Raw genomic sequence first — 22,708 nt, 5'->3', positions numbered from 1 at the left:
CGGGCAACAAGAAACGTCAGAGGAAACAATGTTCGCTTCATTGCCCCGCAAGACTACCCTTGCGCTCGCCGTTTTTTTGATTGGCGCCTGCATTCTGCCCGCATCCGCGCAGAAGAAATACGACCCCGGCGCGTCCGATACCGAGATCAAAATCGGCAACATCATGCCGTATAGTGGACCGGCGTCGTCCTATGCCTCGATCGGAAAATCGGAAGCCGCCTATTTCCGCATGGTCAATGACCAAGGCGGCGTCAACGGACGCAAGATCAACTTCATCAGTTATGACGATGCCTACTCTCCGCCCAAGACCGTCGAGCAAGCAAGGAAGCTCGTCGAAAGCGATGAAGCCCTGCTGATCTTCAATCCGCTCGGTACGGCGACCAATTCAGCGATCCAGAAATACATGAACATGAAGAAGGTCCCGCACCTCTTCGTGTCGTCGGGCGCATCGAAATGGGCTGACCCGAAGCACTTCCCGTGGACCATGGGCTGGTCGCCCAGCTACCACAATGAAGGGCGTATCTGGGCGACATGGATCTTGAAGAACCATCCCGATGCCAAGATCGGCGTGCTCTTCCAGAACGACGATATGGGGAAAGACTATTTCAGCGGTGTGCGCGAAGGCCTCGGCGACAAGGCTGACAAAATGATCGTAACCCAGGCGAGCTTCGAGACCAGTTCGCCCACGGTGGATTCGCAGATCGTCCAGATCAGGACGGCCAATCCCGACATCTTCCTCAATATCGCGTCACCGAAATTCGCAGCCCAGGCCATCAAGAAAGTCGCCGAGCTGAATTGGAAGCCGGTGCAGATGCTGGTCAATGTCTCACAATCCGTCGGCTCGGTAATCAAGCCGGCAGGATTCGACAATGCACAGGGCGTGATCAGCGCAGCCTATATGAAAGATCCGACAGACCCGCAATGGAAGGACGATCCGACCATCAAGGAGTGGATCGCTTTCATGGACAAATACTATCCGGACGGAGACAAGAACGACATCTATACGCTGTATGGATTCGGGATCGCACGCACACTGGTCCACATCCTGCAGCAATGTGGCGACAACCTCACCCGCGACAACGTCATGAAGCAGGCCACCAGCCTCGATTACGAGGTCGGCATCTTCTTGCCGGGCACCCGCGTGAAAACCAGCGCCACCGACTACAGCCCGCTTCAGCAACTGCAGATGATGCGCTTTAAGGGCGAACGCTGGGAGTTATTTGGACCGGTGCTGAGCAGCGAGTAAGCAAGCGCTATTTGGCGCTTTCCTTGGCCGGCGCCGGCGCATCCTTCGCTGGAGTGGGCGTGTCCTTGGCCGGTGGCACAGTCTTCTTCTGTGCTGCCTGCAATTCCTCGACGGTCTTTTGCAGACTCGCCACTGTGGCTTTCAAGGCTTCGACCTGACGGTTGGCAGCGTCCAGTCTGGCTTGCTGCTCCAACCTGAGCTTGCCGACGGTCTGCTGCAGGAAATTCACATTGCTCTGCAGGCAACTGGTGCGACGCTCCATGGTCTTCTCGACCGTGCAGATTTCAATGCCGGGCACATCCTGCGCCACTGCCTTGGCGGCGCCCGAAATAGCCGCCAGAGTCACCGCAAGAAATGTCCAACCACGCATTGCATGTCCTTTCGCCGCAGATCACAGGTCAACCAAGCGATGTCATGCGGTGCTGTCAACCAGTAGCGACAGGAACGGCGCAGAGCATTGCCCGTTCCCGATCCGGAGTTTCAATGGCGACGCGCGAAAGGCGACTGGCGGAATTTGATGGCGAAGGCGTGCCGGCTCCCGGGCTTGCCGTGCAGGTTCTGTGCGAGGATCACAGCGGCACCTATCAGCTTCCATTCGCCTGCATCTATGTCGATGGCCAATGGGAGAATGCGGAGACAGGCGACCGTGTTGAAGCCCGGGTTGTCGGATGGCGGCGGATATCCGTGGAATGACGGCTCTATGACACCCCGCGGCGGAATAGTTCCGGCCCGCCGCGCAATTGAGACGCTCAGTCAACTTATTCGGCAGATTTCACCCAAATTGGTGACGCTGCGCCTTGCGAGATAGATTACGTCGGTACCGGGGGACTGGTTTGCGACTGCGTTTTGCAGTTTGGCGGTTCCAAATTACCGCTTCGGCGGACCATGTATTGACGACTGCAAGACTTTTCAGTGGGGATATTGAGGATCAGGCCGGCCTTTGTGCCGGCCTTTTTCTTTGCGCGATCACGAAAAGCTTGATCGTCCCGGGCGCTGTCCGAGCAACCGGACGAGATCGACCTGACGATCCACACCAGTCTTCACAAACACCGATTTGAGCTGCGTACGCACCGTATTCAGGCTGACGCTCTGAATTTTTGAAATCGAATCCACCGACTTGCCATCGATAACCAAACTGGCGATGCGGGCTTCTGCCGGCGTGAGGTCGAACAAAGCCTGCAGCAGCTCCGGCCCCGGGCTGCGCTGCTCGGTGACCGGCGTGAGAAACACGATGGACACCGCGCCGGCAAACAGATCGAGACCGGACAGGCGCAGCGGCAGCACATGCGCGATGAAGGGCGCATTGGCGTCGCTCCCTGCAACGGGGATCGAACGCCCGGTCTTGGTCAGCGTCGCGGGTTTGGTCAGCGCATCCTGAAAAATGGTTTGCGCGGCCTGCGATGAAAACTGCACCTGATCCTGAGCGCCGACATGGACCGCCGGCGCCAGCGCCAGGAAGCCCGCATTCGCCGCGACGGCCTTGCCGTTGTGCCGCACGGCCGCCGCCGGCAGCCCGATCATTTCGAGCGTGTTGACGGCGGTGCGCGCACGCTCGAAGCCGAGGCGCCCCGACAAAACGGCAGCGCGTGCCAGATGCGGACGCAGCACGTCCAGCTGCTCGGCGACCGCACGCGGCACCGGCCCTTTGGCATGCGCCTTCTCGACCGAGATCACCAGCGTATCGCCCGCTGGCGACCGGATCGTGGTGCCGACGCACCAGCCAAGTCCGCCTTTGCGAAGCACCTCCTCATAAAACGGCTCGTTATCGAGCTCCTCGATCGTGAAACGATCGAGGTCGGTAAGGAACCGTGCTTCGGTGTTCGGGACCAATCGCTCGCTACGCGGATTGCGCTGGGCAAAAGGCCCGCGCGTCCAGCGCTCGATCCGGTCATGAATGCTGGTAGAGGCGAGCCAGCGCGGCGCGCCGGGAGCAGCAGCGAAGATGAGCGCTCCTTCGCCTTCCGCAATTACGGACAAGCGATCCAGCAATCGCGGCCAGCGGTCAGCGACAACACTCGCCTCGTAGATCTCATCGACCAGTGTTTCAAATTCGACGGGTGAATTCAGCACAATAGGTTCCGACGGGCAGTATCACAGACGATATGGAGGCTTCGCCTATCGATGCAACACCGCAAACCGCGGCACATTCCCTCGCCATAAAGGAACTGCCAGCGGCAAAATGAATGGATGCGCGAAAAGCAACGCTTACAACCCGGCCCTCAGGCACACGGGACGAATGGCGGTTATCTATACCGCGGCATCGTGTTCGCCAAGCGAATTTCGTGGAACGCTCAGGTCTGTGTCTTGGCCGGGAGTTCCGGCGGCAGGATCAAGGCCGCGATGATGACCAGCACGGATAGCGCGGCGAAGGAATGCAACATCAGCATGAAGCCGCCGGTTTCATATAGCCAAGCCACCAGCCCGACCGAGGCGCCGGCCGCGGTGAAGCCGACGAAGTAGCGCACCGCATAAGCGCGCGAGCGCCATTCCTCTGCCGTGTATTTGCCGACGATCGTCTCGTTGACCGTGATCTGCCCGAACAGGCCGATGATGACGCCGATCGCAACCAGGATCAGCCCTTCATTCGACAGCGTGGCGGCGAAGTACAGAAACGGCGCCAGCAGCAGCGAGAGCGGCAGGCAAACGGCCTTCAACGAATAGCGATCGATCAGCCAGCCGATATTGTACTGCGTCAGCGCACCGAACACATAGACGCAAGCGGCGATGACGCCGAGCGTGGCCGGGCTTTGCGTAAGCTCCGTCAGGCGTTCGGCAAACAGCTTTGGCAGCGCAATGGTGATGGCATTGAACACGGTGGAGATCGCAATGACCGTCACCAGCAATGCGACGATGACGCGCCACATGTCCGACTTCGCCACGCGCGCCTGCGCGGCCGCTTGCTTGAAGCCGGAACGGTCTTCATGCGCGACCTGCTGCATGAACACGACGCCGGCCGCGATGGTCGCAAGCCCGGGAATGATGAAAGCCCAGCGCCAGCCGAGATACTGCCCGATCACGCCGGTGATCAGTGCAGAGGACGCGACGCCGAAATTGCCGAACACGCCATTGACGCCCATCGCGCTGCCGAGTTTGTCCGCATAGGACACGATCATCGCGGTGCCGACCGGGTGGTAGATCGAGGCGAACAGGCCGACCGCGAACAGCGCCGCGCCGAGTTGCAGCGGCGTCTGCACGAAGCCAACGGAAACCATCGACAGGCCGATGCCGTAGAAAAAGATCACCATCATATGGCGGCGGCTCCAGCGGTCGCCGAGCCAGCCGGTAAACAGCGATCCCGCGCCGAAAGCCACGAAGCCCGGCGTCGCATAGGGCAGAAGCTCCGTATAGGTCTTACCCATGGCCGGCCCCATCACCAGCACCGCCGCCGCGAAAATGAGCATGGCGTAGTGATCGATGAAATGGGCGACGTTGACGAGGGTAATGACGCGGGTTGGCGAGTTCATGAATCGATTTCCAAAGCGACCAGTGATGCCGTTATAAGGAGTGAGCGCAACGGGATGTCGCCAATGACTATCGTGGACACGCCAATCCTGCCCTTGTCCGACCGTCGTCGGTCGACGGCGGATGGCGTCCATATGCTGGCGACGCGCTATCCCAAAGGCACCCGGCTCGACACCCATGCCCATCGCGAGGCCCAGCTCGTCTATGCCGCCGCCGGCACCATGCAGGTGACGACACCGAAGGGACGCTGGCTGGTGCCGCCTGATCGCGCGGTCTGGGTGCCGGCCCACCTGCCCCACGCCATCGACGTGCTCGCCGATATCGAAATGCGCTCGCTCTATTTCAACACCGAGTGGCTGGCCCGCGCGCCGAACGACGATCTCGCATCCGAATTCGTCGTCCGTGTCTCGCGCCTCCTGCATGAAGCGATCCTGGCGCTATTCGACGGACGCAACGATCCCGCCCGCATCGACCTGCTGATCCGGCTGGCGATGCTGGAATTGCAGCAGGCCGGCGATCCCACCACCTTCATGCCGCTGCCGCAAGAACCACGCTGCCGCCGCGCGGCCGAGATCGTGCTCGCCGATCCCACGCGCAATTACGAGATCGAAACGCTGGCGCAGATGGTGGGGACCTCGACGCGCACGCTGTCGCGGCTGTTCTCGGTCGAGACCAAACTGAGCTTCAAGAGCTGGTGCCAGCGCGCCCGCATCGCCGCGGCGATCGAGCGCTTGTCGGTGAATGGCGGAGCTTCGATGAAGCAACTGGCGTCGGAGCTCGGCTATGCCAGCGTCCCGGCCTTCTCGCATGCATTCCGTCAGGTGACGGGAAAAAGCCCGACGGAGTTTGTCGCGACGAAGTGAGGTTGGTTCCTGTGTCGCCCCGGAGCGACGTTTTCTTTTCCCTCCCCCAAGCGGCAAAGCCGCGCAGTGGGGAGGGTGGATTGAAGCGAGCGTTCAGCGAGCTTCAAGACGGGTGGGGTCTATCCCCACGTGACGTCCGTTCGTGGGGAAACACCCCACCCGGCGCTACGCGCCACCCTCCCCAGTCGCTTCGCTCCGGGGAGGGAGACCATTCCCCTGGGCGAGCCATCAGCGCGGCACCACCGCCGTGGCTTCGATCTCGACACGGGCGGCGCGTTCGACCAGGCGGACCACCTGCACCAACGCCATCGCCGGATAATGCGCGCCAAAGATCTCGCGATAGGCTTTGCCGAGTTCTTTCAGGCTGCCCATATATTCTTCGATATCGACGACATACCAGGTCAACCGCACCAGGTGTTCGGGCTTGGCGCCGCCTTCAGCGAGGATGTCCTTGATGTTCTGCAGCGCCTGGCGGACCTGGCCGATGAAATCCGGCTGCAGCTTCTCTTCCACGTCCCAGCCGATCACGCCGCCGGTGACGACGATGCGGCCGTCCGCGGTCATGCCATTGGCGTAGCCTTTCGGCTTCGGCCAGCCGCTCGGCTGCAGCGTGCGCACGCCCGATGGCGCGCTGTCTGACTTTTCGTTGTCAGACTTGGCGCCTGGCACCACGGTCAATGTCGGCCCCTTTGGTGACGTCACCGGGCAATACTCCTCAATTCAAAATGGCGTTCAGGCCGCGGCGACGGATGCCGTCTCTGCAGCCAGCTTGCGCAGCGCAAAGCGCTGCAGCTTGCCCGTTTGGGTCTTTGGCAATTGCGACACGAATTCGATCGCACGCGGATATTTGAACGGCGCAATCTCACGTTTGACGTGGTTCTGCAACTCCGCCACCAGCGCATCGCTCGCCGCATGACCAGGTGCCAGGACCACATAGGCCTTCACGATCATGCCGCGATCCGCATCGGGACAACCGACGACACCGGCTTCCGCCACCGCTTCATGGGTGAGCAGCGCTGCTTCGACATCAGGACCGGCAATGTTGTAACCGGCCGAGACGATCATGTCGTCGGAGCGGGACTGGTACCAGAAGTAACCGTCCTCATCCATCACGAATGTATCGCCGGTCAGGTTCCAGCCGTTCTCCACATATTTGGTCTGGCGCGGATCGGCCATGTATTTGCAGCCAGTGGGCCCACGCACCGCGAGACGCCCCATGGACCCGGGCGGCACATCCCTGCCCTCGTCGTCCACGATCTTGGCTTCATAGCCCGGCACCGGCTTGCCGGTGGAGCCTGGACGTATCTCGTCCTCGATGGCGCAGATGAAGATGTGCAGCATCTCGGTGCCGCCGATGCCATCCATCAGCTTGATGCCGGTCGCCTTGTGCCAGGCATCGAACGTGCCCTTGGGCAGCGTCTCGCCGGCCGATACGCATTTGCGCAGTGAAGACAGATCGTACTGATCGATCTTGCTGAGAATGGCGCGATAGGCGGTGGGCGCCGTGAAGGTGACGGTGACCTTGTGCTTTGCAATTTCCTTGGCCAGATCGTCGGGCGTGGACTTCTCCGGCACGACGAAGGACGCGCCGATATGCAGCGGAAACAACACGCCGCCGAAGCCGAAGGTGAAAGCGAGTGGCGCCGAGCCGATGAAGCGATCGTCGGGAGAAGCACGCAGCACGTTGCGGGCAAAACCATCGCACACCGCGAGCATGTCGCGATGGAAATGCATGGTGCCCTTGGGATCGCCTGTCGTGCCCGAGGTGAAAGCGACGAGGCAGATGTCGTCGGCTGCGGTATCGACAGCTTTGAATTCAGTGCTGGCATCGGCGATCAGCGCATCCAGCGAGTCGTCCTTGCCGGTGCCCCAATAGACGGCACGCTTGAGCTCGGGCGCCGAGGCTGCGGCCTTGTCGAGTTCGTCCGACAGTTTGCCGTCGCACAAAGCCAGCGAGATCTTCGCTTTCTGGATCGGATAGATCAGCTCTTTCGCGCGCAGCAGCGGCATGGTGGCGACGCAGACGCCGCCCGCCTTGATGATGGCGAGATAGGCCGCGACCATCATCGGATTGTTCGCCGAGCGCAGCAGCACGCGACCACCCGGCACGAGGCCGAGCTTGCCGACCAGCACATTGCTGATCCTGTTCACCAGCTCATAAAGCTGGCGATAGGTGTAGCTCGCATCCGGCCCGATCATGCACATCGCATCGCCGCGCCCTTCCGCGACCCAGCGATCGAGAAACGGCACCACGCAATTGATGCGTTCGGGATATTGGAATTCGGGACGCGTGAAAATGAATTCCGGCAATTGATCAGCCGGCGGCATGTTGTCCCACGCGAAGGTGTCAACATGCGCGGTGTAGCGCTTCCCCGTCTGTGTATCGGCAGCGGCCATGACATGCTCCTGCGTCCGGACGCATCGAGGCGTCGTTGGAAATCATTTTAGACTTAAAACATATCGGCGCAACTGCGGAAATCGGGGGCACGGTGAAATTTTTGGCGCGGGTGCGCGTTTTGCGCGGATAGTTTGGGCAGACGGCCTAAACGGTGGCCAAAGCCTTCAGGCGCAGCACCATCGGCGATTCCGCATCAGCGAGCGGCGCAATGGCGGTGAAATGATTGGCGCCGGGAACCGTGCCGTAACGTGTGGAGATGGCTTTGCCCCAGGCCTCGACGATGCTGCGGCTCTGGCGGAAATACTCCGCACTTTCCTCGCCGCCGACGACGGCATCGAGGCTGCCATGGCCCGGCACCGGCCCGAACAGAGGGCTGACCGCACGCGCGCCAGCGTCATCGAGCTGCAGCGCGGTGTTGATCGAGGTCGGTACCAGCGGCGGCAGGTCGAACAGGCCGGAAATGGCGTAGGCCGCCCTCACCGTGTCTTGCGGCAATGCGGGATCGACAGCCTGCCAGTCCGTCGCCAGCATGCAGGCGGCGAGATGGCCGCCAGCGGAATGACCGGAGATCACCATCGAGCGGCCGAGCTTTGCGAGTTCACGCACCGCCGCACGCATCTGCGTGACGATATCGGCGACGGAGACCTGCGGGCACAGATCGTAGCTTGGCATCGCGACGCTGATGCCATGCTGGGTGAGGCCGCGGGACAGATGGCTGAAGAAGGAGGCATCGAGCGCCTGCCAGTAGCCGCCATGGATGAAGACCACGATGGGGCCTTGGTCGCCGGCTGCGAAGTAATCGATCCTGTTGCGCTCGCCTGCCCCATAGGACAGCACATCAGGCGTGCCATTCTGCTCCCGATAAGCCTTGGCATCGCGCGCCCATGCGGCGATCAGCTCGCCGCTTTCCGGCACGCGGGCGCGGTTGTTGTATTCGGCCTCGAGATCAAGTGCAGTCATATCGACGGGAGTCATGGCGCCTTGGATGCCTTTTGCCCGGCCTTCTGCGCGGACGACTTTGTCTTGGCGAGCAGACGCATCAACTCGCGCACATCCTTCGGCGTCAGATCGGTAAAAATTTCGGCGATCCAGGTCTCGTGCTCTTCCGCCATCCGGCGAAATTCTGCGCGGCCGAGCTTGGTCAGGCGGATCACCTGGACGCGGCGGTCGGTCTCCGAGGTGCGGCGATCCACATGGCCGGATTCGACGAGGCGCTCGACGAGGCCTGTCACATTGCCGTTCGACACCATCATGCGCTTGGAGACATCCGACAGGGTCATGCCATCCGGCACCTTGTCGAGTTGCGCCATCAGATCGAAACGCGGCAGCGTCACATCGAAGCGTTCGCGCAGGCGGCTGCGCACCTCGCCCTCGATCAACGTGGTGCAGGTGAGCAAGCGCAGCCAGAGCCGCAGCTCATCGCCGTGATCTTCGGGGAGTTCGACAGCCTTGGTCTCGGAGTCGAGAATCATGATGCAATCTTACCAGTCCGGCGATCCGGCAGCGGAGGTCGCCGCCATCCCATCCACAGTGTCATGCTGCAACCGCGATCTTTTGACCTTCAAGCAATTTTGGGACATGCGCAAGCCAAAACGCCGCAGGCCGACCCCGATCTTGATCTGTCACATTTCTTTAGGCTTCAAATAAATTGGCCTGCCCTTTGCATAGTCCCCGTCATCGCGTGTTTGCGCCCAAAGACTGAGCGACTTCGCTTGCGGCAGCCGCCGCGCTCAGCTTAAGCTGCGGGCAAAAGAACACAACTTGATTGGGTTGATGCGTTTATTCGGCCGCCTGTCGGGGCCGATCGGAGGAGGACGAACATGAAGAAGCATCTCAAATTGGCAGCGTTTGCTGCATTGATGAGCGCCACCGCCATGCCGGCGCTTGCGCAGGAGAAGATCAAGGTCGGCGTGATCGTGTCGCTGTCGGGCGCCGGCGCCGTGCTCGGCCAGCAGGCCCGCGACGGCTTCAATCTCGCCGTCAAGGATCTCGGCGGCAAGATGGGCGGCAAGGATGTCGAAGTCGTCGTCGTCGATGACGAATTGAAGCCCGACGTCGCCGTCACCAAGGTCAAGGGCCTGCTGGAGCGCGACAAGGTCGACTTCGTGGTCGGCCCCATCTTCTCCAACATCCTGCAGGCGATCCACAAGCCGGTCACCGAGAACAAGACCTTCCTGATTTCGCCGAATGCCGGCCCGTCCAGCTATGCGGGCAAGGAGTGCAATCCGTATTTCTATGTGACGTCGTATCAGAACGACCAGATCCACCAGATCCTCGGCAATGTCGCGCAGAAGCGCGGCTACAAGAAAATCTATCTGATCACGCCGAACTACCAGGCCGGCAAGGACTTTGTCGCCGGCGTGAAGATGGACTTCAAGGGCGACATCGTGGAGGAGAGCTACATGCCGCTCGGCACGCTCGACTTCCAGGCCGAGCTATCGAAGATCGCATCGATGAAGCCCGATGCCGTGCTCACCTTCATGCCGGGCGGCATGGGCGTGAATCTCGTCAAGCAGTACAAGCAGGCCGGCCTGCTCGACCGCATCCCGTTCCTCTCCACTTTCACCGTGGATGAATCCACGCTGCCCGCGCAGCAGGATGCGGCCATCGGCATGTTCGGCGGCTCCAACTGGGCGCCGAACCTAGACAACGCAGCGAACAAGAAGTTCGTGGCGGAGTATGAGAAGGCCTATAACAGCGTGCCGGCGACCTATGCCTTCCAGGCCTATGACGCCGCGCTTCTGATCAACAGCGCCGTCTCGTCCCTGAAGGGCGACCTGTCCGACAAGACTAAGGTGGCGGCGGCGCTTCGCAAAGCCGACTTCCCCTCGATCCGCGGCGGTTTCAAGTTCAGCAATAACGGCTATCCGATCCAGGACTTCTACCTGACCAAGGTCGCCAAGCGCGCCGACGGCAAGTTCCAGACCGAGATCGCCGAGAAGGTCTTCACCAACTACGCCGATCGCTACGCCAAGGATTGCGCCGCGCAGTAAACGCGCGACGCCGATCATCGTCACCGGGCCGTCTCTGCATGGGCGGGGCGGCCCGGTCTTTTACTTGATCCAAGGCCACAAGTTTTTCTGATGACCCTGACCCTCGCCCTCGTCCAGGTACTCAACGGCCTGCAGTTCGGGCTGATCCTGTTCCTGATCGCCGCCGGCCTCACGCTGGTGTTCGGCGTGATGGACTTCATCAATCTCGCCCATGGCGTGCAGTATATGGTGGGCGCCTATTTCGTCGCCGCCTTCACCGCCATGACCGGCAGCTTCTTCACTGGCCTCGCGCTGGCATTGCCCGCCGCGCTGATCTTCGGCCTGGTGCTGGAGCTGCTCATTTTCAGGCATCTCTATGATCGCGACCATCTCGATCAGGTGCTGGCGACTTTCGGCGTCATCATCTTCCTCAATCAGGCCGTCAAATATGTCTGGGGCGCCGCCCCGTTGAATGTGCCGATCCCCGACGCGCTGTCCGGCGCCGTCGAGATCACCGATGGCCTGCTCTATCCGGTCTGGCGTCTCGTCATCATCGCCGTCGGCATCCTGGTCGGCATCGCGCTCTATGTGGTCGTCAATCGCACCAAGCTCGGCATGCTGATCCGCGCCGGCGCCAGCAATGCCGCCATGGTGTCCGCGCTCGGCATCAATATCCGCCTGCTCTTCACCATCGTGTTCGGCGTCGGCGCCATGCTGGCCGGCTTTGCCGGCGCCATGATCGCGCCGATCCTGTCGGTGGAGCCCGGCATGGGCGACAATGTGCTGATCCTCGCTTTCGTCGTCATCGTGATCGGCGGCATCGGCTCGATCCGCGGCGCCTTCATCGCCGCACTCCTGATCGGCCTCGTCGATACGCTCGGCCGCTTCTTCGCCCCGGTGCTGCTGCGCGCACTGCTGGATCCCTCCGCCGCGAGCCAGACCGGCCGCGCGGTGGCGCCGATGCTGATCTATATCCTGATGGCTGCCGTGTTGTTCTTCCGGCCGTCCGGCCTGTTCCCGGCCAAGAAGTAACGGGAGCGCACCATGAACAATCTCGTCGATCTTGACGCCGCTCCGGCCATCGCCGCACCGCCGCGCATGGGCCGTGCGATCATCCTGCCGGTGCTGATCTTCGCGTGTTTCGCTGCCGTGCCGCTGGCGCTGCTGCTGGGGCCGCAGAGCTATGTGCTGGCTGTCGTCACCCGCATCATGATTCTGGCGCTTGGCGCCATGTCGCTCGATCTCCTGATCGGCTATGGCGCGATGATCTCCTTCGGCCATGCCGCCTTCATCGGCCTCGGCGCCTACAGCGTGGCCATCCTGGCCAGCCACGGTATCACCGATGGCTTTGTCCAGCTCGCCGCCGTGATCGCCACATCGATCATCTTCGCGCTCGTCACCGGCGCGATCTCGCTGCGCACCAAGGGCGTCTATTTCATCATGATCACGCTGGCCTTCGGCCAGATGCTGTTTTTCCTGACGACATCGCTGGCTGCCTATGGCGGCGATGACGGCCTGACACTGGCTGCGCGCAGCACGTTCTTCGGCGCAAAATTCATGAAGAACGATCTGGCGATGTATTACGTCACGTTCGGCATTCTACTCGGCGCCTATCTGTTGCTGCGCGCCGTGGTCGCCTCGCGCTTCGGCCGCGTGCTGCGCGGCATCCGCGAAAATCCGGTGCGCATGGAGGCGATCGGCTTTGCGCCCTACCGCTATCAGCTCACCGCCTATGTGATTGCAGGTCTCATTGCCGGCGTCTCCGGTTTCCTGCTCGCCAATCAGACCGAATTCGTCAGCCCCGCCTATACGGCGTGGCAGCGCTCCGGCGAACTGATTTTCGTGCTAGTGCTGGGCGGCCTCGGTTCGCTGCATGGCGCGATCCTGGGTGCTGCGGCCTTCACGCTGCTCGCCGATATCCTGTCGCATTACACCGAACACTGGGCGATGATTTTTGGCCCGATCCTGATCCTGATCGTGCTGTTCGTCCGTGGCGGCATCAACGGCCTGTTCGGGGGCAAGTCATGAGCAACGCCCTCCTGCAGCTGCAGAACCTCACCAAGAACTACGGCGCCTTGCGCGTCACCGATGATGTGACCATCAGTGTCGAACCCGGCGAGCTGCATGCCATCATCGGCCCGAATGGCGCCGGCAAGACCACGCTGATCCACCAGATCTCCGGTCACGCGCGGCCCGACAGCGGACGCATCATCTTCAACGGCGAGGACATGGTGCCGCTGCCGATGGCGACGCGGGCGCAGCGCGGGCTGGTGCGCTCGTTCCAGATCACCTCGATCCTGCCGCGCTTCTCGGCGCTGGAGAATGTCGCGCTCGCCGCCCAGGCGCGCGATGGATCGAGCTTCCGCTTTCTCGGCAATGCCGCCGGCGAGCGCGCGTTGAACGACACCGCAATGGCGCTGCTGACACGGTTTGGGCTCGGTGCGCGCGCACGCGTGCCGGCCGGGCAGATGTCACATGGTGAGAAGCGCCAGCTCGAAATCGCCATCGCACTCGCGGCAAAACCGAAACTGCTGTTGCTGGACGAGCCGCTCGCCGGCACCAGCCACGATGAATCGCAGCGGCTGATCAACATCCTGCAGGAGCTGCGCAAGGAATTGCCGATCATCCTGATCGAGCACGACATGGATGCGGTGTTCGCGCTGGCCGATCGCGTCTCGGTGCTGGTCTATGGCCGCATCATCGCCTGTGGCACGCCGCAGGACATCCGCGACAATGCGGAAGTGCGTGCCGCCTATCTCGGCGAGGAGGCCGCCTGATGCTCGCTGTTTCCAACCTGCAGGCCGCCTATGGCGCGGCAAAGGTGCTGTTCGATATCTCGCTGCATATCAATGCCGGCGAGGTCGTCACGCTGCTCGGCCGCAACGGCATGGGCAAGACCACGACCATCAATGCCATCATGGGCCTGCTGCATCCGACCGGCGGCACCATCACCTTCGACAACAAGCCGATGGCCGGGCAGCCCTCCTATCGCATCGCGCAAGCCGGCATCGGCCTGGTGCCCGAAGGCCGCCAGATTTTTCCGACCCTGACGGTGGAGGAGAATTTGATCGCCACCGCCGCCGTACGCCATCCACCGGCGCGCTGGACGCTGGAGAAGATCTACGATCTCTTCCCGCGCCTGAAGGAACGCCGCAACAATCTCGGCACGCAGCTTTCGGGCGGTGAACAGCAGATGCTGGCGGTCGGCCGTGCGCTGATGACCAATCCGAAACTGCTCATCCTCGATGAAGCGACCGAAGGCCTCGCGCCGCTGATCCGGCTCGAAATCTGGAATTGCCTGAAGAAGCTGAAGGCGGAAAAACAATCCATTCTGGTGATCGACAAGAATGTCGATGCACTCGCGGCTTTTGCCGATCGTCATGTGGTCATCGAGAAAGGCTGCGTAGTCTGGACTGGAACGTCCGAGCAATTGAAGAGCGATCCCACCGTGAAGGATCGCTTCCTGCATGTTTGACAAGGAGAGACCATGACAAAGACCGAAAGCGCCGGCATCACCCGTGCCAATGAGGGCATGCAGGGCATCACCTGGAACATCCTCGGCCAGACCTATGTGCCGAAGAACTGCACCGAGGATTCCTTCTCGTGGCACGCCACCTTCCCGCCCGGCACTTTCGTGCCGCCGCATATCCATCCGGACCAGGACGAGTATCTCTACATCCTCGAAGGCAAGCTCGACTTCTTCCTCGGCGGCAATGAGATTTCGGCGACGCCGGGCGATCTCGTGCGCCTCGAACGTGGCATCCCACATGGCATCTTCAACAAGTCGGACCAGACTGTGAAAGTGCTGTTCTGGGTCTCGCCATCGCGCCGGCTCTACGATCTGTTCTGGGCGATCCACAACATGAAGGAGCAGAAGCCCGAAGACGTGGTGGCGCTGGCCGCGGAATATAACATCCACTTCCTGCCGCCGCCTCCGGGGGCGTGAGCATCTTCAGCGATTGAAGCTGAAACGGAAGTGATCTCCCTCCCCGGAGCGAAGTGAATGGGGAGGGTCCGCCGATAGGCGGGGTGGGGTTTCTCACCACGTGACGTCGGAGTTTGGGGAAGCACCCCACCCGTCTCGACTGCTTCGCAGTCGATCCACCCTCCCCACGGCGCGCAGCTTCGCTGCGCTTGGGGAGGAAGAAGGATTACCCGTTCACGACCTGCAATCCCGGCTGCGCACCAAAGCCGGCCTTGTGCGCATAGCCTTTCACGATGGCCTCGCGCTGGGCGTAGCTCAGCACGTTCTCGACGTTATCAAAACCATCCGGCGCGATCTGCTCGACGGCATCGATGACGCCTTCCGGACCGCCGCGGCGGTTGGCGCGCACGATCTCGGCGGTCATCGGCAGGCGCTTGCGTTCATAGGCCATCAGCGCCTGGCGCGGATGTTCGGCATGGGCCAGCGCATCGGCCAACGCACGCGCATCGAGGATCGCCTGCGAGGCGCCGTTGGAGCCGACCGGATACATCGGATGCGCGGCGTCGCCGAGCAGCGTGACGCGGCCGCTCGTCCAATACGGCAAGGGATCGCGGTCGCAGCAGGGATATTCCCAGAATTCCGGCGTCGCGGTGATGAGCGCGGGCACGTCGATATACGGCACCTTGAAACGCGCCACATGCGGCATCAGCTCTTCGCGCTTGCCGACCCGCGACCAATCCTCACGACGCGGCGGCAACGAGCCGCCCTCGCCGGTCTTCACCAGCACGGCCCAGTTGGTAAGACGGCTGCTCGGCGACTCGCCCTCGGCGATCGGATAGACCACGACCTTGGCATGCAGGCCGCCGGCGACGATCATCGAATTGCCGGTGAGGAATGTCGGCCAGTCGCGCGCGCCGCGCCACAGCATCAGGCCGTTCCAGATCGGTCCGCCCTCATTCGGAAACAGCGTGTTGCGCACCTTGGAATGGATGCCGTCGGCGCCGATCAGGATGTCACCGCGCGCGGTCTCCACATGATTGTTGTTGCGATCGAAGAAATAAGCGGTGACGCCGCCTTCGTCCTGGGTGAAGGAGCCAAGCTTGCAGCCGGTGTGGATCGCCTCGGTGCCGAGACGTTCTTCGACGGCGCGATGGATGACGCTCTGCAGGCGGCCGCGATGGATCGAGAATTGCGGCACGTCGAAGCCGGCGCCATAGCCGCGCTTCTCGCGCCAGACTTCCTGGCCGTGGCGGTTGAGATAATGCAGTTCGTCGGTGCGGATGGCGATGGCGTCGAGCCTGTCGAGCAAACCGAGACCGGTGAGTTCGCGGATCGCATGGGTCAGCGTGTTGATGCCGACGCCGAGCTCGCGGATCGTGTCTGCCTGCTCGTACAGCTCGCAATCGATGCCGCGGGCCCGCAGCATCAGTGCCGTGGTCAAACCGCCAATGCCGCCGCCGACAATGATCGCCTTCATCCGCTCTACTCCGCCTGACGCAACGCCTTTGTTTTATCCGCTAAAGTGACATGCTCAGCTATTCGGCAGCAAGCGACTTTGCCGCTTCGGCACGCATTTCCGCGCGTGTCTTCGGCTTAGCCTTAATTTTCAGATCGTCGAAATCCTGCTTGTCACGCACGCTGTTGCGGAAGATCTGATCCTTGCCCGGCATATATTGTGGCGCGCAATAAGCGTCCTTTGCACCATACCAGGCCGCAGCCTTGATGGTGAAAGACGGGTCCGTCAAATGCGGGCGGCCAAGTGCCACGAGATCGGCGCGGCCGGCGGCCAGAATGGTGTTCACCTGATCCGCCGTGGTGATGTTGCCGACGCACATGGTGGCGATATCAGCCTCGTTGCGCACCTGATCCGAATACGGCGTCTGGAACATACGACCATAGATCGGACGCGACTCCTTCACCGTCTGGCCGGTGGAGATATCGGCGAGATCGACGCCGGCTTCCGCGAATGCACGCGCGAAGGCGACGGCATCGTCACCGGTGGTGCCGCCTTCGGCCCAGTCCGTCGCCGAAATGCGCACCGACATCGGCTTGTGCTTTGGCCATGCCTCGCGCATCGCCGTGAACACTTCGAGCGGGAAGCGCAGGCGGTTCTCCAGCGAGCCGCCATATTCATCGGTGCGGCTGTTGGTGAGCGGCGACAGGAAGCTGGCGAGCAGATAGCCGTGCGCCGTGTGCATCTCCAGCATGTCGAAGCCGGCGCGATCGCCGCGGATGGTGGCATCGACGAATTGCTGCTTGATGCGGTCCATGCCGGCGCGGTCGAGTTCGGCGGGCACCTGGCTATCCGGATAATAAGGCAGCGGCGATGCCGAGACGATGTCCCACGCACCGTCCTTGAGCGGGCGATCCATGCCCTCCCACATCAGCTTGCTGGCGCCCTTGCGGCCGGCGTGACCGAGCTGCAGGCAGATCTTGGCAGCGGACTGGCCATGCACGAAATCGACAATGCGCTTCCACTGCGCTTCCTGCTCGTCGGTCCAGATGCCGGCGCAGCCGGGCGTGATGCGCGCATCCTTGCCGACACAGACCATCTCGGTGAAGACGAGGCCCGCACCACCCATGGCGCGCGCGCCGTAATGCACGAGGTGGAAGTCGTTCGGCATGCCGTCTTTGGCAGAGTACATGCACATCGGTGAGACCACCGCGCGGTTCGCAAGCACCATGTCACGCAGCCTGAACGGCTGGAACATCGGCACTTCCGGCGTCTCCACATCAACGTCGAAGCCGCGCGCCTTGACCTGCTTTGCGAACACCTTGTCGACCTGCTTGACGAAACCGGGTGCACGCATCGCCAGATTGTCATAGGTGATCGCCTTCGAGCGCGTCATCAGGCCGAAGGCGAATTGCACGGGGTCGAAATCCCAGAACCGCTCGAGATGCTCGAACCAGACCAGCGAGACATCGGCGGAATGCTGGATCTTCTCGGTCTCCTCGCGGCGACCGGTTTCATAGGCCTGCAGCGCGGCTTCGACGGTCGGCGCCTTGCCCATGGCTTCATAGAGCGCGATGGCATCTTCCATCGCCAGCTTGGTGCCGGAGCCAATGGAGTAATGCGCGGTCGCCTTGGCGTCGCCGAGCAGGACCATATTGTCCTTCACCCAGCGCTTGTTGCGCATCATCGGGAAATTGCGCCACATGGAGCGGTTGATCAGCAGTTTGTGGTCGCCGAGGAAGTCCTTGAAGATCGCATGCATGCGATCGGCCGACTCCTGCTCGCCGAGGCCTTCGAGACCGGCGCGCTTGAAGGTCTCGGCATCGGTCTCGAAGATCCAGGTCGAGTGGCCGGCTTCATACTGATAGGCGTGGGCGATGAACGGGCCCCACTCGGTTTCCTGAAACAGGAAGGTGAAAGCATCGAGCGGCTTGGTCGAACCCATCCAGGTGAACTTGTTGGTGCGCAGATCGATCTCGGGCGCGAAGTGCTCGATATACTTGTTGCGGAAGTGGCTGTTGATGCCATCGGCCAGCAGCACCAGATCGCAATCGGCGAAACGTGCTTCATCGGTGATGTCGGCTTCGAACATCAGGTGCACCCCGAGTTCACGCGCGCGATCCTGCAGGATCAGCAGCAGCGTGCGACGCGAGCAGCCGCAGAAACCGTTGCCACCGACGCGATGCTGGGTGCCGCGGAAGTGGATGGCGATGTCGTCCCAGTAGGCGAATTCCTGGGTGATGCGCTGATAGCTCGGAAGATCGTATTTCTCGAACGTATCGAGCGTGGTGTCAGAGAACACGACGCCGAAGCCAAAGGTATCGTCGGGCCGGTTGCGCTCATAGACCGTGATCTGGGCCTGTGGCCGCTGCTTCTTCAGCAGGATCGCAGAATAGAGCCCCGCCGGTCCGCCACCGATGATCGCGATCTTCATGTCAGCCTCCGCAGTCTGCTTGATAGTTATGCCTGGCAGTCGTGCCTGATGCGAGATATTTTAAACCTAAAGTAATTTCTGGCAAGCCTGATCAATCAGCGTTTCGTTGGCTTTGATGCACATCAAAAGGTCAATGGCCGCTCATTTCAAGCCACCACCTCCACCGTCATCCTGAGGTGCCGCGCCCTTGCGCGGCCTCGAAGGATGGGCCGCAGGCGACGGCGCCCGGCGCCGCATCCTTCGAGGCCCGCCGAAGAAGGCGGGCACCTCAGGATGACGACGGGGGAGTTAGTTTCCCTCGAACACCGGCTTCTGCTTGTTCGCAAACGCATGATAGGCGCGCGCGAAATCCTCGGTGGTCATGCACAGCGCCTGCGCCACGGCTTCCGCCTCGATGGCTTCCTCGATGGACATCGCCCATTCCATCGACAGCATGCGCTTGGTCATGGTGTTGGCATAGGTCGGGCCTTCGGAGATCGACTTGGCCAGCGTCTGCGCCTGGGCCAGCACCTCGTCGGGTGCCACGATGCGGCTGAAGAAGCCCCAGCGCTCGCCCTCCTCCGCGCTCATGAAGCGGCCGGTATAGAGCAGTTCGGACGCACGGGCCTGGCCGATGATGCGCGGCAGGATCGCACAGGCGCCCATGTCGCAGCCGGCAAGGCCGACCTTGTTGAACAGGAAGCCGACCTTGGCGCCGGTGGCGGCCAGGCGCATGTCGGACGCCATCGCCATGATGGCGCCGGCACCGGCACAGATGCCTTCCACGGCGGCGATGATCGGCTGCGGGCAGGCGCGCATGGCTTTCACCAGATCGCCGGTCATGCGCGTGAACGCAGTGAGGTCACGCGTGTTCATCTCGATCAGCGGACCGATGATCTCGAACACGTCGCCGCCCGATGAGAAGTTTCCGCCCGCGCCGGTGACCACGATGGTGGTGACCTGATCATCCATCGCGCAGGCGCGGAAGAAATCGGTGAGTTCGCGATAGCTCTGGAAGGTGAGCGGGTTTTTCCTGTCTGGCCGGTTCAGCGTCACCGTGGCGATGCGGCCATCCACCTTGAGCAGGAAATGCTCGGGCTTGTAATCCGCAAGCGGCAGCGTGACGGGATTGGCGATCTTGTTCTTCACGAGTGCAGTCATGTCGTCTCCCTGTAGTGTTCGTATTTGTTGCGGCGAGCTTACACCTCGCCTCCGGCGACGGCGATGCTCTGTCCGGTAATGGAACCCGCCCCCGCGCCACACAGCCACAGCACGGCGTCGGCGACCTCCTCGGGCTTCACGAGGCGGCCCTGCGGATTGTGTTTGGCGAGTTCGGCAATGGCCTGCTCGCGCGTACGGCCCGTCTTGCTCATGATGTTGTCGATGGAGCCTTCGAGCAGATCGGTCTCGGTGAAGCCCGGACACACCGCATTCACCGTGACGTTCTTCGTCGCCACTTCCAGCGCCAGCGAGCGCACGAGGCCGACGACCGCATGTTTTGCTGCGACATAGGCGCTGACATAGCCGTAGCCCTTAAGTCCGGCGGTGGAGGCAACGGCGATGATGCGGCCGCTCTTGCGCGCGACCATGTCGGGCAGCACGGCATGGGTTGCATGCACGACGCCCATGAAATTCACATCCATCATGCGCTGGAACAGCGCGGTATCGGATTTGAGGAAGGGCGCGGATTCGGCGGCGCCGGCATTGGCGACGAGGATATCGATGGGCTGGCGCTTGGCGGCATCCGAAATCACAGCCTGCATCGCCGCCTGATCGGACACATCGGCGGCAATGGCGTGATGCGCGTCGCCCGCAGCCACCACCTCGTCCAGCACTTTGCGATTGCGGCCCATGATGGTGACGGTCGCACCGGCCTTCACCAGCGACGACGCGATGGCACGGCCGATGCCGCGACCGCCGCCGGTCACCAGAGCGTGGGAGGAACGGGACAAGGACATGGCAGACCTTCCAGCTTGGATGCGCCTGCCGGATATATTTTAAACTTCAAGCTTTTGCAAGAAAGCGCACTGCACGTATTGTCGTCACCCGACCGCGCGCAATTGCGCGCTGGGATCGGGTGCCCCAGTACAAACCGAAAGAGCTGAGTTTACTGGATCGCCCGGTCCTAGCGCGCAATTGCGCGCACGGCCGGACGACGACAAGGGAGTTGGATCTTCGCTCACCCGCCCCGCCGCAATGTGTCCGACGGGCTTTCGCCAAACCGCGCGCGATAGGCGCTGGCCATGCGGCTCGGATGGGTGAAGCCGAGATCGAAGGCGATGTCGGTCACCCGCTCGCAGGGCTGCGCGTCGCGCAGGCGCGCGTGCAGATGTGCGAGGCGGATATCCTGCAGCATCTGCGAGATGGAGGTGCCGAAATGCCGCTGAAAGCCGAGCTGCAGCGAGCGGATGCCGATGCCGGCGGCACGCGCCAGACGTTCCAGATCCAGCGGCTCGGTCGCATGGGCTTCGAGATAGTGCCGCGCCTTCCTGATCACGCCGGGCAATGGCGCCGGGCGGTGATCGACCTGCGCGATGGCATCGGTAAAGCTGTGACGCTGGCCGGTGAGCAACAGGCTGAGCGCGGCTTCGCGCAGCATCGCTGTCAGGGTTGGTGAGAAGGCCTGTTCCGGCCCGGCATGTTCGGCGAGATCGACGAGATAATCGAGCTGCGCGCGCAGGGCACGCCCGAATGGCGTCGTCAGATCGACCTCGGGATCGAATTCGATCACGCCATCGGCGCGCTCTGCCAGTGCTGCGGCGCGCTGCTCCACCACGCGGCGCTCCAGCAACAGGATCAACTGGGCGCAGTCGTCCTGCCACACCATCCGCGTCGGCATCGTCGGCGACAGCAGCGAGGCGGCGCGCGCCGCGCTGGCCGCGACCGTCCGTCCGCCGGTGCTGACGCGTGCGTGTCCGCGCAACGGCACCTGAAGCAAAAAGAAGCGATCGAGACAGCCGGGATCGATGCTGACCGATCCGCCATAGGACACGTAGTTGATCGAGAACTCGCCGAAGTCGGCGCTGTTGTGGTGCGCGTGGAAACCGGGGTCACTGCGCCCGGTCGGCGCCAGCCCATGCGGACAGAAGATGCGGCCGATCTCGTCGGCGGCCTCGTCGACATCCGTGGTGCAGACGCGGGAGAACGCCGCCAGCCTCGCAGGCGCCGCGCCGTCGCTCACTGAGACCGTTCCACCCATCAGCATGGTTCGTACCTGCACTGTCGGAATTGATACTAGTCAACTGTTTGCCGGCCAAACAAGCGGTCCGACCGCCGGAAATTTTGCCGCTCTGCACAACGAATACGCATGTGCATCGCAGCGCACTCGCCAAAACCTCTCGAATAATTTCGTCCACCGGACAGCGATTTCGTTCAACGGCTAGCGCCCGACGTGCAGCCGGCGCAGCATCCCGGCCAGCAATCAACGGAGGAGCGACACATGGCGGCACTGGAAAAGGGCATCACCGAAAACGGCACCGGATATGGCGGCACGACCTGGAACATTCTCGGACAGGTCTATTTCCCGAAAGCCGTGACGGACTCCACTTTCGCTTTCGAGACCAATAGCGATCCCGGCCAGTTCGTGCCCGTGCACATTCATCCGACCCAGGAAGAGTTCATCCTGGTGCAGGAAGGGACGCTCGACCTGAAGCTCGACGGCAAATGGGTGAAAGCCCATGCCGGTGATCTCGTCCGCATGCCGCGCGGCATTCCGCATGGTTATTTCAACAAATCCGACAAGCCGTGCCGCGCGCTGTTCTGGGTATCACCGGCCGCGAAGCTCGAAGCACTGTTCAAGAAGCTCGATAATCTCACCGACGTCGCCGAGATCGTGCGCATCTCCGCCGAACACGAGGTCGACTTCCTACCGCCGGAAGCGAACGACTAACACACGGCACCTCATCACCGCCGATCCCACGCGCAGGCCCTCGCATGCGCGCACGGAGATCCGCGTCCCGATTTCAGGCGAGACAGA

At 62.2% G+C, this 22,708-nt stretch carries 22 protein-coding genes; 10 read left to right on the top strand and 12 right to left on the bottom strand.

Annotated elements, in window-relative coordinates; genetic code table 11:
* The first annotated feature begins 28 nt into the window (after positions 1-28).
* Positions 29-1,246, top strand: a complete 1,218-nt coding sequence (locus tag RPMA_RS08850; RefSeq protein ID WP_211912453.1) for an ABC transporter substrate-binding protein — start codon at positions 29-31, stop codon at positions 1,244-1,246.
* A 7-nt stretch (positions 1,247-1,253) separates the two neighbouring features.
* Here the strand turns inward: RPMA_RS08850 and RPMA_RS08845 are convergent, their stop codons facing one another.
* On the bottom strand, positions 1,254-1,616 hold the full coding sequence (locus tag RPMA_RS08845) for a hypothetical protein (RefSeq protein WP_211912452.1): 363 nt from the start codon (positions 1,614-1,616) through the stop codon (positions 1,254-1,256).
* Positions 1,617-1,729: 113 nt separating this feature from the next.
* On the opposite strand from RPMA_RS08845, the gene RPMA_RS08840 reads away from it, so the two are divergent.
* Positions 1,730-1,939, top strand: coding sequence for a hypothetical protein (locus RPMA_RS08840; RefSeq protein WP_211912451.1), 210 nt, complete (start codon positions 1,730-1,732; stop codon positions 1,937-1,939).
* Between the two features lie 273 nt (positions 1,940-2,212).
* Here the strand turns inward: RPMA_RS08840 and RPMA_RS08835 are convergent, their stop codons facing one another.
* Both RPMA_RS08835 and RPMA_RS08830 read right to left on the bottom strand, forming a co-directional pair.
* Entirely contained in the window at positions 2,213-3,316 is a 1,104-nt protein-coding gene (locus RPMA_RS08835; protein WP_211912450.1) for a helix-turn-helix transcriptional regulator, read from the bottom strand.
* A gap of 221 nt (positions 3,317-3,537) precedes the next feature.
* Positions 3,538-4,710 (bottom strand): MFS transporter, encoded by a 1,173-nt coding sequence (locus RPMA_RS08830; RefSeq protein WP_211912449.1) that lies wholly within the window; start codon positions 4,708-4,710, stop codon positions 3,538-3,540.
* 63 nt (positions 4,711-4,773) lie between these two features.
* On the opposite strand from RPMA_RS08830, the gene RPMA_RS08825 reads away from it, so the two are divergent.
* Positions 4,774-5,571 carry an AraC family transcriptional regulator gene (locus RPMA_RS08825; protein ID WP_211912448.1) on the top strand — a complete coding sequence of 266 codons (798 nt, stop codon included), beginning with the start codon at positions 4,774-4,776 and terminating at the stop codon, positions 5,569-5,571.
* 228 nt (positions 5,572-5,799) lie between these two features.
* Here the strand turns inward: RPMA_RS08825 and RPMA_RS08820 are convergent, their stop codons facing one another.
* From RPMA_RS08820 to RPMA_RS08805, 4 genes are all read right to left on the bottom strand, one after another.
* The gene (locus RPMA_RS08820; protein WP_211912447.1) at positions 5,800-6,273 is read right to left on the bottom strand and encodes a RidA family protein; all 474 of its coding nucleotides are present in this window, start codon (positions 6,271-6,273) and stop codon (positions 5,800-5,802) included.
* Between the two features lie 30 nt (positions 6,274-6,303).
* Complete coding sequence (locus RPMA_RS08815) at positions 6,304-7,968, bottom strand: benzoate-CoA ligase family protein (RefSeq protein WP_211912446.1); 1,665 nt, start codon at positions 7,966-7,968, stop codon at positions 6,304-6,306.
* Positions 7,969-8,113: 145 nt separating this feature from the next.
* Complete coding sequence (locus RPMA_RS08810) at positions 8,114-8,929, bottom strand: alpha/beta hydrolase (protein ID WP_211912445.1); 816 nt, start codon at positions 8,927-8,929, stop codon at positions 8,114-8,116.
* Between the two features lie 11 nt (positions 8,930-8,940).
* Positions 8,941-9,441 (bottom strand): MarR family winged helix-turn-helix transcriptional regulator, encoded by a 501-nt coding sequence (locus tag RPMA_RS08805; protein ID WP_211912444.1) that lies wholly within the window; start codon positions 9,439-9,441, stop codon positions 8,941-8,943.
* A 348-nt stretch (positions 9,442-9,789) separates the two neighbouring features.
* Here RPMA_RS08805 and RPMA_RS08800 point away from each other — a divergent pair, with 348 nt between their 5' ends.
* The 6 genes from RPMA_RS08800 (at position 9,790) to RPMA_RS08775 (ending at position 14,887) form a co-directional block, all read left to right on the top strand.
* A complete protein-coding gene (locus RPMA_RS08800; protein ID WP_211912443.1) occupies positions 9,790-10,962 on the top strand; it encodes an ABC transporter substrate-binding protein in 1,173 nt (390 codons plus the stop codon).
* A 90-nt stretch (positions 10,963-11,052) separates the two neighbouring features.
* A complete protein-coding gene (locus tag RPMA_RS08795; protein WP_211912442.1) occupies positions 11,053-11,973 on the top strand; it encodes a branched-chain amino acid ABC transporter permease in 921 nt (306 codons plus the stop codon).
* Positions 11,974-11,985: 12 nt separating this feature from the next.
* Positions 11,986-12,969, top strand: a complete 984-nt coding sequence (locus RPMA_RS08790; RefSeq protein WP_249225600.1) for a branched-chain amino acid ABC transporter permease — start codon at positions 11,986-11,988, stop codon at positions 12,967-12,969.
* Complete coding sequence (locus RPMA_RS08785) at positions 12,966-13,718, top strand: ABC transporter ATP-binding protein (protein ID WP_211912441.1); 753 nt, start codon at positions 12,966-12,968, stop codon at positions 13,716-13,718. The genes RPMA_RS08790 and RPMA_RS08785 overlap by 4 nt, the downstream gene beginning before the upstream one ends.
* Positions 13,718-14,416 carry an ABC transporter ATP-binding protein gene (locus RPMA_RS08780; RefSeq protein ID WP_211912440.1) on the top strand — a complete coding sequence of 233 codons (699 nt, stop codon included), beginning with the start codon at positions 13,718-13,720 and terminating at the stop codon, positions 14,414-14,416. Before RPMA_RS08785 ends, RPMA_RS08780 begins: the two co-directional genes overlap by 1 nt.
* 12 nt (positions 14,417-14,428) lie before the next feature.
* On the top strand, positions 14,429-14,887 hold the full coding sequence (locus tag RPMA_RS08775) for a cupin domain-containing protein (RefSeq protein WP_211912439.1): 459 nt from the start codon (positions 14,429-14,431) through the stop codon (positions 14,885-14,887).
* 205 nt (positions 14,888-15,092) lie between these two features.
* On the opposite strand, the gene RPMA_RS08770 is transcribed toward RPMA_RS08775, so the two are convergent.
* From RPMA_RS08770 to RPMA_RS08750, 5 genes are all read right to left on the bottom strand, one after another.
* The gene (locus RPMA_RS08770) at positions 15,093-16,343 is read right to left on the bottom strand and encodes a flavin-dependent oxidoreductase (protein WP_211912438.1); all 1,251 of its coding nucleotides are present in this window, start codon (positions 16,341-16,343) and stop codon (positions 15,093-15,095) included.
* A 58-nt stretch (positions 16,344-16,401) separates the two neighbouring features.
* Positions 16,402-18,753 (bottom strand): bifunctional salicylyl-CoA 5-hydroxylase/oxidoreductase, encoded by a 2,352-nt coding sequence (locus RPMA_RS08765; protein WP_211912437.1) that lies wholly within the window; start codon positions 18,751-18,753, stop codon positions 16,402-16,404.
* Positions 18,754-19,041: 288 nt separating this feature from the next.
* A complete protein-coding gene (locus RPMA_RS08760) occupies positions 19,042-19,893 on the bottom strand; it encodes an enoyl-CoA hydratase family protein (RefSeq protein WP_211912436.1) in 852 nt (283 codons plus the stop codon).
* 38 nt (positions 19,894-19,931) lie between these two features.
* The gene (locus tag RPMA_RS08755; RefSeq protein WP_211912435.1) at positions 19,932-20,690 is read right to left on the bottom strand and encodes an SDR family NAD(P)-dependent oxidoreductase; all 759 of its coding nucleotides are present in this window, start codon (positions 20,688-20,690) and stop codon (positions 19,932-19,934) included.
* Between the two features lie 221 nt (positions 20,691-20,911).
* Entirely contained in the window at positions 20,912-21,937 is a 1,026-nt protein-coding gene (locus RPMA_RS08750; RefSeq protein WP_408056516.1) for an AraC family transcriptional regulator, read from the bottom strand.
* A gap of 234 nt (positions 21,938-22,171) precedes the next feature.
* On the opposite strand from RPMA_RS08750, the gene RPMA_RS08745 reads away from it, so the two are divergent.
* Positions 22,172-22,621 (top strand): cupin domain-containing protein, encoded by a 450-nt coding sequence (locus tag RPMA_RS08745; RefSeq protein ID WP_211912433.1) that lies wholly within the window; start codon positions 22,172-22,174, stop codon positions 22,619-22,621.
* Positions 22,622-22,708: the final 87 nt, after the last annotated feature.

It is taken from the genome of Tardiphaga alba, from assembly GCF_018279705.1.
GTDB classification, from domain to species: domain Bacteria; phylum Pseudomonadota; class Alphaproteobacteria; order Rhizobiales; family Xanthobacteraceae; genus Tardiphaga; species Tardiphaga alba.
Note: the sequence above shows the minus strand (reverse complement) of the source record. Positions and strands in the feature narration are given on the sequence as shown.